The 14,514-nt window shown below is 42.1% G+C and carries 10 protein-coding genes and 1 pseudogene; 7 read left to right on the forward strand and 4 right to left on the reverse strand.

All coding sequences use genetic code 11. The annotated features are described in order from the left end of the window. Positions 1-118: 118 nt before the first annotated feature. Both H6G14_RS27350 and H6G14_RS27355 read right to left on the reverse strand, forming a co-directional pair. Complete coding sequence (locus H6G14_RS27350; protein WP_190571399.1) at positions 119-1,618, reverse strand: MBOAT family O-acyltransferase; 1,500 nt, start codon at positions 1,616-1,618, stop codon at positions 119-121. Positions 1,619-1,736: 118 nt separating this feature from the next. Next, on the reverse strand, positions 1,737-4,736 hold the full coding sequence (locus tag H6G14_RS27355) for a DUF1574 family protein (protein WP_190571401.1): 3,000 nt from the start codon (positions 4,734-4,736) through the stop codon (positions 1,737-1,739). A 217-nt stretch (positions 4,737-4,953) separates the two neighbouring features. On the opposite strand from H6G14_RS27355, the gene H6G14_RS27360 reads away from it, so the two are divergent. From H6G14_RS27360 to H6G14_RS27390, 7 genes and pseudogenes are all read left to right on the forward strand, one after another. Next, positions 4,954-5,187 (forward strand): hypothetical protein, encoded by a 234-nt coding sequence (locus tag H6G14_RS27360; protein WP_190571403.1) that lies wholly within the window; start codon positions 4,954-4,956, stop codon positions 5,185-5,187. Between the two features lie 105 nt (positions 5,188-5,292). Beyond that, on the forward strand, positions 5,293-8,385 hold the full coding sequence (locus H6G14_RS27365; RefSeq protein ID WP_190571405.1) for a phosphoenolpyruvate carboxylase: 3,093 nt from the start codon (positions 5,293-5,295) through the stop codon (positions 8,383-8,385). 75 nt (positions 8,386-8,460) lie between these two features. Beyond that, the gene (locus tag H6G14_RS27370) at positions 8,461-8,715 is read left to right on the forward strand and encodes a hypothetical protein (RefSeq protein ID WP_190571407.1); all 255 of its coding nucleotides are present in this window, start codon (positions 8,461-8,463) and stop codon (positions 8,713-8,715) included. Between the two features lie 241 nt (positions 8,716-8,956). Then, complete coding sequence (locus H6G14_RS27375) at positions 8,957-9,967, forward strand: hypothetical protein (RefSeq protein ID WP_190571409.1); 1,011 nt, start codon at positions 8,957-8,959, stop codon at positions 9,965-9,967. 570 nt (positions 9,968-10,537) lie between these two features. Next, a complete protein-coding gene (locus tag H6G14_RS27380; RefSeq protein WP_190571411.1) occupies positions 10,538-11,725 on the forward strand; it encodes a tetratricopeptide repeat protein in 1,188 nt (395 codons plus the stop codon). A gap of 30 nt (positions 11,726-11,755) precedes the next feature. Then, positions 11,756-12,053, forward strand: a pseudogene (locus H6G14_RS27385) (type II toxin-antitoxin system HigB family toxin). A gap of 12 nt (positions 12,054-12,065) precedes the next feature. Next, the gene (locus tag H6G14_RS27390; protein WP_190571412.1) at positions 12,066-12,446 is read left to right on the forward strand and encodes a helix-turn-helix domain-containing protein; all 381 of its coding nucleotides are present in this window, start codon (positions 12,066-12,068) and stop codon (positions 12,444-12,446) included. Between the two features lie 38 nt (positions 12,447-12,484). Here the strand turns inward: H6G14_RS27390 and H6G14_RS27395 are convergent, their stop codons facing one another. Beyond that, on the reverse strand, positions 12,485-13,060 hold the full coding sequence (locus tag H6G14_RS27395) for a Uma2 family endonuclease (RefSeq protein WP_190571414.1): 576 nt from the start codon (positions 13,058-13,060) through the stop codon (positions 12,485-12,487). A 163-nt stretch (positions 13,061-13,223) separates the two neighbouring features. After that, positions 13,224-14,390 (reverse strand): pyridoxal phosphate-dependent aminotransferase, encoded by a 1,167-nt coding sequence (locus H6G14_RS27400; RefSeq protein WP_190571416.1) that lies wholly within the window; start codon positions 14,388-14,390, stop codon positions 13,224-13,226. Between the last annotated feature and the right edge of the window lie 124 nt (positions 14,391-14,514).

Below are 14,514 nucleotides of genomic sequence, written 5' to 3' on the forward strand. Positions count from 1 at the left end.
TGCAAAGGAACTTATTCACTTTAGTTTTGCGTGATTACATTGTAGAAAATCTTACCCATACTTGTGTTGCTTAGTACACATGAATGAAATTTTTTGTCAATGCGTAAGTCCTAAACTATTAAAAATCAAAGTAAATATAAGGAAGGCTACCTTCAGGGGCGAATAACCAAACGGCGTAGAGGCATAAAGGTACAAAGACGAGTTTTAGAGGCCAGTTTAACTCTAGTTTCAGTTTGCCTTTGAAGGCATAGGTTATACCCATGAGAGTAAATAAAGCCAGAAGGATAACAGAAACTTGCGATTGGCTAGTATTTAAGGCTTCCACGTAGACCTTTTGGGCAAATTGAGCATCCGCAGAGTGACCCCAGAGGCGCTGAATGACGAGAGAAGATTCTGGCAGATTAGGTAGACGGAACCAGATCCAAGAAGTGAAAACCATCCATTGGGTTAATAGCCAAGCTATAACTACCCCTAAAGGATTTTGCCAGAATAGCTCTAACTTTTCGTAGCGATCGCTCATTACATCCGTCAGTCGATGAACCACTAAAGCTAAACCATGATACATACCCCAAACCACAAAACCCCAGGCGGAACCGTGCCAAATCCCAGCAATTAGCATAATCAAGAACAAATTCCCGCAGGTGCGAGTTAAACCTTGACGAGAACCCCCCAAAGGAAAGTAGACATAATTCCGCAACCAATCTCCTAAAGTCATGTGCCAACGCCGCCAAAATTCGGCGATGCTGGTGGTGAAATAGGGAAAATCAAAGTTTTCAGGTAGCACTAAACCAAATAGCAAGGCAGTACCACGGGCGATATCTACGTAACCATTAAAATCCAAATACAACTGCAAACCATAAGCGAAGGTAGCTAGCCAAAGATCAGTACTACCAGCCCGTGGCAAATTACCAAAACACAAATCAACAAAAATTCCTAGCCTGTCTGCCAAAATCCCTTTTTTGACAGCACCCCTAGCAATTAACCATAATGCCTCTGACACCTTATCAGCAGTGGGCAACTCTAATGTATTGAATTGGTTGGCTAGGTTGTGATAACGGGTAATGGGGCCAGAAATTAATTTAGCAAAAAATAATTTATAGGTAGCGAATTGGAGGAAATTATTAGTGGCTGGCGCACCACGATAAACATCTATTAAATAAGCAATACATTCAAATGTAAAAAATGAAATTCCTAAAGGTGCAATGATTTTCCAAGATGATTCTGATGGGTTGACGGGAAAATTAAAAATCAACTGCAAGAAACTATTAATATACTTAAATCCGAGTAATAATAAAACATTTAAAATCACACCTAGCCACAATAAATTTAGCCGTTTGCGGTTCCAATCCACTTGAGCAAATTGCCACTCTTCATTAGAAATTTGCCAGTTGAGATTATGTTGTCCTGGTGAAGTGTTTTTACCAATTTCTCGCCCTAAGCGGAAGTTAATAAATGTGAGTGTTAATAACAGTGGGATGTATTGGATACTCAAGGAAGCATAAAACACCAAGCTAGCAATCAACAAAGTCCATAATCGCAGTTTCTGACGACCTACAGACCAATAAATTCCCAGCACACTTAACAAGAAAAGCCCATACAAAATAGATATGAAGTTCATGGTTTAGTCAGTTGTCATTGGTCAATAGTCAATAGTCAATAGTCAATAGTCAATAGTCAATAGTATTATTCTTTGCTTCCCCTACACCCCTACACCCCTACACACCATTGCTCCTCCTCTACTTCGCTGGCCAGGAAATCATCGGGTCATTGGCTAGTTTTTTCGAGACTTCGTAAGCACCAAAACGATTGAGGTGGCTGGGGTCGGAAAAATAATCATTGGCTTTTGTCCACACTTCGCTTAAATCTCGATAGATAAAGTTAGGATTTGTGGCTAAACCTAACATATATTGCTGAAATTCTTGCTCGTATTTTTTGCGTACTGGATCTAAATATTCTGCGGTTAGAGGCATATTGACAAAGACTAAAGAAATATTTTGCGATTGGGTAAATTGCAAAACATCTCTAAAGGCTGCATCTTGTATACCACCTACTTGAAATGATTTATAATCGTTGTCGTAATTACCTGTGACTTTAGGATGTTTTTGATAGTATCTCGCTGGGTTAAAGCGCACCGATAAAGCTAGGAAACCATCAAAGTCAACAGCTTGCAAATTATTACTATCTTCGGCATTATCTATTATTGAATGAGTTGGTGATGTGGCTTCTGGTGACTTACTACTAAATATAGGTAAAGATGCTAGTTTATTTTGTAATAATGTTTTGACTTGTTCGCGGTTTTGATAAGTGACAGAAACAGCCGCCAAACCTTGGTTTAACCAGGAATTGACAGCTTGATAGCTATTCATTTCAGGCTTGGGTGGTTTTTTCACTTCTTCAGCCGACTTTTGGTGCGTTTTTGTTGATTCATCTCTACTGGAGGCTGTTTGAGCTTTCTGCAAAATATCTTGATAGCCAGGGGAATTGGCGATCGCTCTAAATGTTAAATCCTCTCTTCCACTATTAAACGCACGGGAACCATCAGCCCAAATAATGATTTTTGGTAGCTCTGATGGTTGCAAAACTTGGCGAACCACAAAGTCTACAACTTGGGCTGTAGCTCCGTTAATGCCAAAGTTAAATACATCTATTTTGGGATAACCTTGCAATGCTAAAGCTTTAGATAAAGCCATCGGATCAACTCCCCTCAGGGCGCGGGAGGAACCAATAATTAACACATCCGGCGCTTTACCGTTTCTGGCGATGCGTTGCTTATATAAAGCCAATTGTTCATCTAATTGCCTGACATTAAAGCTGGGCATTTGCGATCGCGCGGCTAATAAAATAGCGGCGGCTGTGGCTTTTTCCCTAAGTGGTGCGGCTTTTAAGCTGCTGGGTTGATCATCATCTTGAGTGAAGCCAGAAGGATTGAATACACCACCCCTCTGCTGAGAACTGCTGGTGAAAAATGCCGTTCTCTGACTTTGGTTATCTTCATAGTCAGATGTTGGCTCAGAGGGTGATGGTTGGGAAATACTCGCGGCCTGTGTTGTACTGGGCGTAGTGCGAGTCACAATCACACCTAAAATCCAATCTGTTTGCAGGGTGAGTAATAAGCCCAAAGTACCCCAAACTAAAGCAACCTTGACTCCTTGGTTATCAGTAAATTGGTTTGTCGGCTGACCGCTTTCGGTAAATAACTGGGTGTTGAGAAACCACTTCCTCATGGTGGTGGTTGTGGTAGCTACCCAATCTCGCGCCACTTCCGAGACAAAATTCTGGACTTCTTCTGTGGTGACCTCAGAACGTAAAATTGGTTCGTCGTCTTCCCTGGTAATCAGGTCGTTGACGTATTCGGAAGTAGCGGCAAATTCTGGGGTGGCTTCGGGAACTAAGCGCTGGCGGTGAACTAAATCTACACCATAATGCCAAAAAGGTTCTTTATTCCCGGCACGGCGACCATAAACCCGCACGCCAGCCGTCCCCGCCAAATTTAACTGGCGCAAAAACTGGATAACTTTTGGTGCTACTTGTTTGCGACTGGGACAAATGGGTGCATCACACATAATGTGGAGTAAATCCCCTTTCCGCAACAACAGTACCCGCAGACCACCTGTTTTTAACTTGCGGTCTAAGTCTGGGTTGAGGATGCGTTCGAGGAGGAAAATAATTGCAGGTTCATCACCAGTAACAGCTAAGTCAAAAGCGGAAGTAGCCAAAGCTGGATGTTCACTGGCAGGTAACTTCAGCCAATCAATCCATTCTGGTTGTTTGTCATTGATTTTCTGCCCGTAAACCGTAGCTGCGAGGATACCTTGGGGAGCGATCGCTTCTAGTTGGCAGGAAATTTTCTCAATGCAAGTTGTCTTGTCTGGTGCTGGGGAATCCGGCGATGAATTAGCCGTTGGTTCACAAAATATATGTAAGGTGGATTCTTGCAGGGAAACTTGCACACTTACAAGTAACTCTGATAATGCGGCTGTGAGTAGACGGGCGATCGCTTGCACATCTCCCCACCGCGCCCATTCTTTCAGCATTACCTCCGGTGGTGTCAAGTCAATCCTTAACAACCAGTCAGGGTTTGTCTCGCCACTAACTTGAGAAACAATAACAGCATCACGATAGCCAGCCAACTTCAATTGGCGTAATTTCTGGGCTACGGGTTCGGCTAATAATGAAGGGTCAGGACTATAAGCAGACTGGCAAAATATCCACAGGCGACTAAATACATCAGCATTACCATCTTCAGGCTGATGCTGCTTCACCTTCACCTGCACCGCCACACCCATTGCACTCAAGGTTTCGCTGAGATAACGGGCTATGGCGTTGGCATCGCCTCGACGTGCCAAACTCTCATTTGAGAGAATCATGGCCCCACCAGGGGCTTTAGCTGCGTCTTCTAGCAGGGCTTGTTTCACCTGTTCCAGATGGCGTTCCAACTGGTTTAAGTGGACTTTGTGGCACCATTGGGGGCGGTACTCCCCTTTTTTTCGCCCGTAGACAAATACTTGGTATATTGAGGGTTGTTCGTTGCTGGTGAGGACATCTAAATCTGTTTGCTGTAACGCATGAAGCAAATCAGAGAGAGTGCGCCAGCGTTGAGGACACTCTAAACCTTCACAAAGAATATGAAGGTCATTTCCCCGTAACCGGACTTTCACCCCGAAAGTATTTATCCCCGTTGCTTGGCTGACCCATTGCAACAAGGATTGCTGGCTATCTAGTAGGACTGTTTTCATGGGCAGTTAACTTTACAAGAAGCGAATGTTGGGGGGTAGTGCCTGCACTTGTAAACTAAAACCATAGGTCTATCACATTTTGAAGTTTTCTGTTAACAATTTCGTTACCATCTCGGCTTGCTAAATAGGACAAGATAGTCTTATACAGTTACAAGTCATACAGATTTTGAGTTTTGCGTTTTATTCTACTCGCTGGCTAATCATTTAAGGACAAGCAATGCCTCCTATTACCCAACAGTCCACACCAACCCCCGGATTAAATTTGGTTTTGTTTAGCATTCCCCAATCTCTCCTCTTAGAAATAGGTACAGCGTCTATACTACTGCTGGTGACCACTGGACAAGTCACCGTAAAAGCCCTGGAATCCTTAGGCCAAGCCAGTGAAGAATTATTTCGCGGCGATCGCCTGCCTATTTTACCCTTCCCTGATGACGATGAATCAACCAATTAAAGTTAAAAAATATACTTTGAATATATGCTCACATAAGTAGCCACGAGCATAAATTACCAAAAATCAACTTGTTAAACAGTAATTGGCTTTACAAGAGAAGCAAATATGGGTTCTGTTTTATACTCTTTATCTGAATCTGCTAATTTATATCCAGCATCGGAATTATTCTTGCGTCATCGTCTCCAAATAGTAGAAGAACTGTGGGAGTCGGTACTGCGGCAAGAATGCGGCCAAAATATGGTGGATTTGTTACGACAGTTGCGTGATTTGTGTTCGCCAGAAGGGCAAGCCACAAAAGACCAAGCGGTTTCTGCTGTCAAGTTAATTGAACAGTTGAATATTAATGAAGCTATCCGGGCAGCTAGGGCTTTTGCTTTGTATTTTCAGCTAATCAACATCATAGAGCAGGAATATGAGCAAAGGCAGCAATTAACCCGCTATTCTGACTTAGAAGCGGAAACAGCACCCTTGAATGGTTCCGAAAACATTACCTCATCCTCTAACCACAACGAAGATGATGTGATTTTCAACCGGGGTTTAGGGACTGATTTTTTAGGAAAAAATTGGACTAATCGTGGACAAGGGAAACAAAAAGGTACTTTTGCGGCGTTATTTCCCTTATTGTCTAAATTGAATGTCCCGCCACAACAAATTCAACGCCTAATTTCCCAACTAGATGTCCGGTTGGTATTCACAGCCCATCCAACGGAAATTGTCCGCCACACCATTCGAGACAAACAACGGCAAGTAGTAGATTTGTTGCAACAACTCGATGAGGTGGAAAATCGGGCTAAGGACGGCGGCGGCTATCCTTGGGAAGCTGGGGAAATACGGGAAAAATTACTAGAAGAAATTCGCTTGTGGTGGCGTACAGACGAACTCCATCAGTTTAAGCCCACTGTATTGGATGAAGTGGATTATGCTTTGCACTACTTCCAAGAAGTTTTATTTGATGGCATTCCTCAACTGTATAAGCGTTTCAAATATGCCCTCAATCAAACCTTTTCCTGGTTAGAACCACCCAGTAAAGATTTTTGTTCCTTCGGTTCTTGGGTCGGTTCAGACAGGGATGGTAATCCATCGGTAACACCGGAAATTACCTGGCAGACAGCTTGTTATCAGCGCAAAATGGTGCTGGAGAGATATATCAAGTCAGTCAAGCAATTGATTGAATTATTAAGTATCTCCATGCACTGGAGTGACGTTTTACCAGACTTACTGGAATCTCTGGAGTTAGATCAGTCCCAGTTAAGTGAAGTATACGATGCTCTGGCGCTGAGATATCGCCAAGAACCCTATCGCCTCAAGTTAGCTTACGTCCTCAAGCGGCTGGAAAATACCCGCGATCGCAATTTAGCATTATATAAAGGCGAAACCCCCACAAATGAAGATAGCCCCATGTATCGTTCGGGGTCTGATTTTTTGGCGGAACTACGGTTAATTCAGCATAACTTGACGGAAACAGGTTTAAGCTGCCGAGAATTGGATAATTTGATCTGTCAAGTGGAAATTTTTGATTTTAACTTGACAAAATTAGACATTCGCCAAGAATCCACCAGACACTCCGACGCTTTAAACGAGATTCTCGACTATCTCCAATTATTACCCCAGCCATACAACGACCTCTCCGAAGAACAGCGAGTAGCTTGGCTAACAACCGAACTGCAAACCCGTCGCCCATTAATTTCGTCAGAATTACCATTCTCAGACAAAACTAATGATGTCATCAAAACCTTCCGCGTAGTGCGATCGCTCCAACAAGAATTTGGCATTAATATCTGCCAAACTTACATCATTAGTATGTGTCGTCAAGTCAGCGATGTCTTAGAAGTTTTACTCCTCGCCAAAGAAGCCAGACTTTTTGACCCAGCGATCGCCGTCGGTACAATTCAGGTTGTACCATTATTTGAGACTGTCGAAGATTTACAACGTTCTCGCAGCGTCATGCGACAGTTATTTGAGTTACCCTTATACCGCGCTTTGTTAGCAGGCGGTTATAAGAATACCGAGTTAAAAATACCCAGTCCTGATACAGTTCAACTCCCTATTCCCAACTCCCCACTCCCCACTCCCCACTCAGTACTAACCCCTGACTTACAAGAAGTTATGCTGGGATATTCCGACAGCAACAAAGACTCTGGCTTCTTGAGTAGCAACTGGGAAATTCACAAAGCCCAAAAATCATTACAGAAAATCGCCGAAGAATATGGCGTAAATCTGCGGATTTTCCACGGACGAGGCGGTTCTGTCGGTAGAGGAGGCGGCCCAGCCCACGAAGCGATTTTGGCACAGCCAGGACACAGCATCAACGGGCGGATTAAAATTACCGAACAAGGGGAGGTGTTAGCTTCCAAATACTCCTTGCTGGATTTAGCCCTGTACAATTTGGAAACCATCACCACGGCAGTAATTCAAGCCAGCCTCCTGCGGACTGGGTTTGATGACATCGAACCGTGGAACGAAATTATGGAAGAATTAGCAGCGCGATCGCGGCAACATTATCGTGGTTTAATTTACGAACAACCTGATTTCATCGACTTTTTCCACCAAGTCACACCCATCGAAGAAATTAGTCAACTACAAATTAGTTCCCGTCCCGCCCGTCGTCCATCTGGGAAGAAAGATTTAAGTAGTCTCCGCGCCATTCCTTGGGTATTTAGCTGGACACAAACACGATTCTTACTACCTTCTTGGTACGGTGTCGGTACAGCTTTACAAGAATTTTTTAACGAAGAACCAGAAGAACATCTCAAATTGATGCGCTACTTTTATGTCAAATGGCCTTTCTTCAAGATGGTGATTTCTAAAGTAGAAATGACCTTGGCAAAGGTAGATATGCAAATGGCTGGTCACTACGTACAAGAATTATCTGATCCTGAAGACAAGTCTCGGTTTGAGAAAGTATTTGAGCAAATCGCCAACGAATATTATCTCACCAGAGATTTAGTCCTGAAAATCACCGACCACAGTCGGCTTTTAGATGGTGATCCTGTACTCCAGCGTTCTGTACAGTTACGCAATGGTACAATCGTTCCGCTAGGATTTATCCAAGTTTCCCTCCTCAAGCGCCTACGCCAGTCCAAGAATAATAATGCTACCTCTGGTGTCATTCACTCTCGTTACAGCAAGGGAGAATTATTGCGCGGCGCACTGTTAACCATTAATGGTATTGCAGCAGGGATGAGAAATACAGGTTGATTTGTGAGTTGTCAGTAGTTAGTGGTCAGTGGTAAAACACATACAACTGACAACTGACAACTCACAACCGAACAAATGGTCAAAAATAAAGTCTTAATCTGTACTGTTCTAGCACTATCATCAGGATTTCTCGGCGGGAACATTGGTAGTCAAATCACCTTAATGTTGCATAGTCAGAGGTGTCAAAACCAACATTGGGGCATAAAAGAATTATGTAATGTTTTGATAATCCCAGGAGCAGCTTGGCAAGGAAGTATAACTGGAGTTTGGACAGGTACAATCTTAGGTGCGTTTGCTGGCGGTTTGATCATCAGGCAAAATCGCTTTTAATTTGGTCTTTCTCAGTAATTTTCCTCAGTATAGCCGTAGCCAGATCAATTAGGACATCAAGCTAAGATAAAATCCTGACAACACAAGGCTTTCCAGTCTGTCAACCGTCAACCGTGAACTGTCAACAGCTATATTTTCTTACTAGCTTCATTTTGAATTGATTCGTCAAATTCAATATGATTACTATAGACACTCCAATTTCTGACGCTTACACTTGTGGCGCTGAAATAAGAGCGACTTTATGCAACTACCGAGAATTGTTTTAGGCTGTTTGGCTGGGTTAACTACCCTGATATCAATTACTGGAGCCAAACCAGTAATAGCATCTACAACCACCCTAATTAATGAGAACTTCAGTCACATAAGAAATTGGAAAGACTTAAGTAAAAGTATCTCTTGGGGTGGTCATCCAGTTGGTACTTCTGCTTTTCAAATTTTTGACATTGGCGGCGGTAATAAAGCTGTGGGTATTGCTGATGGTACAACCCATAGCGCTGCTAATATCTTGATTAATGGCTTAAGTAGCAATTACACCAATCTTACAGGCTTAAAAGGATTTTCTGCTTTAGACTGGCAATTTCCGCAACCGATTAATCATGCAACTCGCGTAGTCACCGTGGAGTTTCGGGTTAAATGGATGCAGTTGAGTAACACTAGTTCCGGCGAAGGGGGACGATTTTTAGTTATCCTGAATCACAACTATCCTACAGGTGGACTAAATCTCACTCCTAACAGTAAATACCAGGACTTCAGTACGCCTAACGTATGGGCGCGACCAGCTTACCATGCCCGTATTCGTTCTGGAAATAATGCGGCTTCTTTCGCTATGCTTCAATACGGTGGGGGAATGTCTGCATCGGGAGAGTACGAAAAATTTGATGCAAATAATGATACTATTCCTGACTGGTGGTTACCTGGGTTTATCCAAAGTGCTGGCGGTGGTGTTCCCGGTCAAGGTTCCCCCTTTCCTGCTAATAGCTGGTCACGTTCAGCTACTGGGTTAGCCTCGACTAATTGGCAGACTTTTCGCTATGTAGTCACGCCAAATACACAAGAACTATGGCGCGATGCTAATGGAAGTGGTAATTTTACTCGTGAGGCGATCATGTTTTTACCGCAGAGTAGTACTGCTCCTTTTTATCAATACTTCACTCAATTGTCTGGTTTAAGACTTTACTGGCGAGCTGCTGGCATCACAAAAGGTCAGGTATTAGTAGATAGATTAAAAGTCACGGTAAACACAATACCATGAACCTCATCTGAATTGTATTATACAAGTCTGTCTCCGTGGTTAAAGACTTCCAGTTAAAGGAATACCAAAAAATAAACTATTGCAAATTAACGGTTAGTAGGGTGCGTCAGTATCAATGATTGCGTGGTACAGCGAAGTTTTCTCGCACTGACGCACCCTACATTGTGGATATTTTTTTTATCTGCAAGTCCCTCACTTTGATAATGGGTAATAGTCCAATTACCAATTACCAATTACCAATTACCAAATTCCTCATACCCTTGTGGGTGAGGAATTTTAAGCAACGCCAAAAAATGCTTCTCTCAAGCAAAACGTCATCACCACAGCATTTGTAACGAATCATTAACTATCACCAGTTAATTTCATCCAGTATTGTGAATAAAATATGTAGATGATATGTAGGTGCTATGTAATTGCCACAACAATCTCAAATTGATACTTTGGTGAGCAAATTTTGCTTTCATCTAATTAGTCAAAATTTTATAACATCATCCCTAATGTTTGTCAATACAATAAAGCCTTGATGTGATGATTAAGAAAATAAGTGAAAAACTATAATGATTCGCCAATATGAAACTTAGTCTATGTATGATTGTCAAAAATGAGGCGACAGCACTACCAAAATGTTTGAGTAGTGTCGTGAATGTAGTCAATGAAATTGTAGTTTTAGATACAGGTTCTCAAGATGGTACTCCCCATATTGCCAGACAATTTGGGGCTGAGGTTTATGATTTTGTTTGGTGTAACGATTTCAGCATAGCCCGCAATACTGCCCTAAAATATGTTACTGGTGATTGGGTATTAGTTTTAGATGCTGATGAAACTCTTACACCAGGAATTGTCCCACATTTAAAAAATGCGATCGCCAGTGAAGAATACTTACTTGTCAATCTAGTACGTCAAGAAGTTGGTGCAGAACAATCTCCCTACTCTCTGGTGTCGCGCCTATTTCGCCACCATCCAGCAATTCGCTTTGAGCGTCCCTACCATGCTTTAGTAGATGATAGCGTCTCCGCAATTCTCCAGAAAGAACCCCAATGGCAAATTGGTTATTTACAAGGGGTAGCGATTCTTCATGCAGGTTATCAAAAAAGTGCGATCGCTCAAAATAACAAATACGCCAAAGCCCAAGCCACAATGGAAGGGTTTCTCGCCACTCATCCCCATGATCCCTATGTTTGCAGTAAGTTAGGGGCGTTATATGTAGAGACGGGGAAGATTGACAAAGGAATGGAGTTATTAAAGCGTGGTATCAACGCTTGTCAAGAAGAGTACGAGATTTTATATGAACTCCACTATCATTTAGGCATTGCTTACAATCGCTTGAAGAATCCCCAACAGGCAATTACTCACTACCAAACTGCCATCAAATTACCCATTTATCCTATGCTCAAGTTAGGAGCATATAACAATTTAGGTAGTTTATTGAAAGCCTCTGGAGATTTAACTGGGGCAAAAAAAACCTATGAAACTGCTTTAAAAATTGACTCTAACTTTGCCGCCGGACATTATAACTTGGGGATGATCTGCAAAGCAATGGGTTTATTTACAGAGGCGATCTCCTGTTATCAAAAAGCCATTAAATTAAAACCAAGCTATGCAGAAGCTTATCAAAATTTAGGGGTAGTACAGTTAAAAATCGGCAATGTTCCAGCCAGTATCACAGCTTTTAAAAATGCCATTATCCTCCATGAACAAGACAACCCAGAAGAAGCAATGAGGCTGCGTCAAGGCTTGCGAGAAATGGGCTTAGTTTAGGAAATACTTAGTTTAGGAAATACTAGTATTATGCGAATCATTTCCCGCAGCACATTACGAAAGTTTTGGGAAGCGTATCCCGATGCTGAACAGCCATTAAAAGCTTCGTTTGATGAAGCGTCTCGTGCAGAATGGGATAGTCCAGCAGATATTAAAAGCACCTATCGTAATGCTAGCTAGTATTATTGCGAATAATCAAGTGGTTTTTAATATCAAAGGCAATGATTACCGCTTAATTGTCCACATCCGTTATGACATTGGAATTATTTTTATTCGTTTTCTGGGAACACATAAAGAATACGATAACGTAGATGCAACAAGTATTTGAGGCAGTAATATTATGCTGGAACCCCGTCCGATTCGTAATGAAGCTGATTATCGTGCGGCGCTTGATGAAATTGCAAGATTGTTAGATTCAGAATTAAATACACCAGAGTCTGACAAGTTGGAAGTATTAACTACACTTGTGGAAGCCTACGAACAAAAACATTACCCAATTGCAGCACCAGATCCTATTGAAGCAATCTTATATTATCTTGAATCCCGTGGGTTATCTGTAAATGATCTAGAGCCTGTCATTGGCAGCAAAACAGAAATTAGCAACATTTTACATCGTAGACAGGCGTTAACTTTGGAAATAATTCGGCGTTTACATCAACAATTGGGGATTCCAGCAGAGGTTTTAATTCAACCATACCCCTTGATGGAAAATTCAGCTTGATTCCGTGAATGCGTGTTAGTTATTAGTTGTTAATGTTATTACCAAATTCGTTGCAGATTGAGTATAAACCCAGGTAACACATCTTCACCCGAAAGAGTTTGAGGCAATGTTAAAATCTCTACCTCTTGTTCTGGGCGATAAATTTCTACCTCTTGCCTTTTGCGGTTAATCAACCAACCTAATCGACATCCATTTGACCTGTATTCAGACATTTTTTCTTGAACTTTTTTCAGATTGTCAGATGGCGACATTATTTCAATGACAAAATCAGGACACAGAGGAATGAATTTTTCTCTTTGTTCTTTAGTTAATGCTTCCCAACGAGACTTTTCTACCCACGAAACATCTGGAGAACGGTCAGCACCATTAGGTAAAGTAAATCCGGTAGATGAATCAAAAACTTCACCCCCATGATTTATTTCATTCCATGATGCTACTTGTAGAATTAAATTAACATTACTTCTCCCTGTTTCTCCTCCTGTCGGTGGCATGATAATTAATTCTCCCTGGGCATTGCGTTCTAATTTCAAATCAGGGTTTTCTATACACAATTTATAAAACTGTTCTCTTGTCAGTTTAATGACAGAATCGAGATTTAATGTAAGCGCTGTCATAGGAATATTTTCCGCTTTTATTTGCTGACTAGACTACAAATTTATATTCATTATGTTCCACACCACAATAAAACTTCCAAATATTTAGGGTAGGCAAGATGCCCACCCTATAAGAAGATGTATGATATTTTTGACTTGACAGTAGTTGACACCCGATGATTCACTAAATGCGAGAACGGACAAACTTCTCTAACCGATCCAAACCTTTCTCAATTGTTGCCAAATCAGTAGCGTAGGAAAGGCGGATGTTGTCATCAGCACCAAAAGCTATCCCTGGAATTACTGCAACCTTGTGTTCTTCAATTAAAGCATCACAAAATTCGAGGGATTTCAAGCCAGTTTTGCTGATATCTGGAAACAGATAAAATGCACCGTCTGGTTTTGCAGTACTCAAGCCGGGAATGGCGTTGAGTCGATCTAGCATTACCTGACGACGTTTAGCGAAAGCTTGACGCATTTCTTCTACACAGTCTTGGGAATCCTCCAAAGCAGCGATCGCTCCATATTGAGCAAAGGTACACACATTCGATGTACTATGCCCTTGAATGGAACTAGCAGCTTTGATAATTTCCACTGGCCCGGCTAAATAGCCCAAGCGCCACCCCGTCATAGAATAAGCTTTCGCAAAGCCATTACTAATCAACGTGCGGTTAAAAATTTCCTTCCCTAACGAACCGATGCTAATATGCTGCGCGCCATCGTAGAGAATTTTTTCGTAAATCTCATCAGACACAACATAGATATCTGCATCAACTACTACCTCAGCCAAAGCTTTGATTTCCTCTGGTGTATACACCATCCCTGTGGGGTTAGATGGGGAGTTGAGGACAAATAGCTTGGTTTTGGGGGTAATTGCTTTTCGCAGTTGTTCGGGGGTGATTTTATAACCAGTGGAAGCATCTGTGGGGACAATTACCGATTTCCCACCTACCAGAGTTACCATTTCGGGATAACTCAGCCAATAGGGAGAAGGGATAATTACCTCATCACCTGGATCAATCAGCGCCACAATCAAGTTGTAAAGCGAATGCTTACCGCCATTAGTGACAATGACATTCTCTGGTTTGTAATCCAGATGATTATCCTTTTGCAACTTGTGAGCGATCGCTTCTCTTAACTTTGGTTCTCCAGCTGCTGCACCATACTTGGTTTTGCCTTCATCCAAAGCCTTGGCGGCTGCTGCTTTGATATGCGCTGGGGTATCAAAATCGGGTTCACCAGCGCTAAAACTACAAACGTCTATACCCTCTGCCTTCATGGCCTTAGCTTTCGCTGCGATCGCTAAGGTTAACGAAGGTGTTACCTGACTTACTCTTGCTGCCAGTTTCATTCTTACTTACTTCGGCAAATCTCGTACCTATTTAAGAATAGCCCAGAATCCCGACAGAGATTTGTTTTTTCCAAATTCTCTAGTTGCGGAACCCAGCAATAATTTGGTTTTCTTACGCTTTTTT

Origin of the sequence: Nostoc parmelioides FACHB-3921 (genome assembly GCF_014696625.1) — a bacterium.
Lineage (GTDB): Bacteria > Cyanobacteriota > Cyanobacteriia > Cyanobacteriales > Nostocaceae > Trichormus > Trichormus parmelioides.

Coding starts and splice junctions, on each gene's coding strand:
- H6G14_RS27350 (WP_190571399.1), bottom strand. CDS start 1,618: ATGAACTTCATATCTATTTTGTATGGGCTTTTCTTGTTAAGTGTGCTG.
- H6G14_RS27355 (WP_190571401.1), bottom strand. CDS start 4,736: ATGAAAACAGTCCTACTAGATAGCCAGCAATCCTTGTTGCAATGGGTC.
- H6G14_RS27360 (WP_190571403.1), top strand. CDS start 4,954: ATGCCTCCTATTACCCAACAGTCCACACCAACCCCCGGATTAAATTTG.
- H6G14_RS27365 (WP_190571405.1), top strand. CDS start 5,293: ATGGGTTCTGTTTTATACTCTTTATCTGAATCTGCTAATTTATATCCA.
- H6G14_RS27370 (WP_190571407.1), top strand. CDS start 8,461: ATGGTCAAAAATAAAGTCTTAATCTGTACTGTTCTAGCACTATCATCA.
- H6G14_RS27375 (WP_190571409.1), top strand. CDS start 8,957: ATGCAACTACCGAGAATTGTTTTAGGCTGTTTGGCTGGGTTAACTACC.
- H6G14_RS27380 (WP_190571411.1), top strand. CDS start 10,538: ATGAAACTTAGTCTATGTATGATTGTCAAAAATGAGGCGACAGCACTA.
- H6G14_RS27390 (WP_190571412.1), top strand. CDS start 12,066: ATGCTGGAACCCCGTCCGATTCGTAATGAAGCTGATTATCGTGCGGCG.
- H6G14_RS27395 (WP_190571414.1), bottom strand. CDS start 13,060: ATGACAGCGCTTACATTAAATCTCGATTCTGTCATTAAACTGACAAGA.
- H6G14_RS27400 (WP_190571416.1), bottom strand. CDS start 14,390: ATGAAACTGGCAGCAAGAGTAAGTCAGGTAACACCTTCGTTAACCTTA.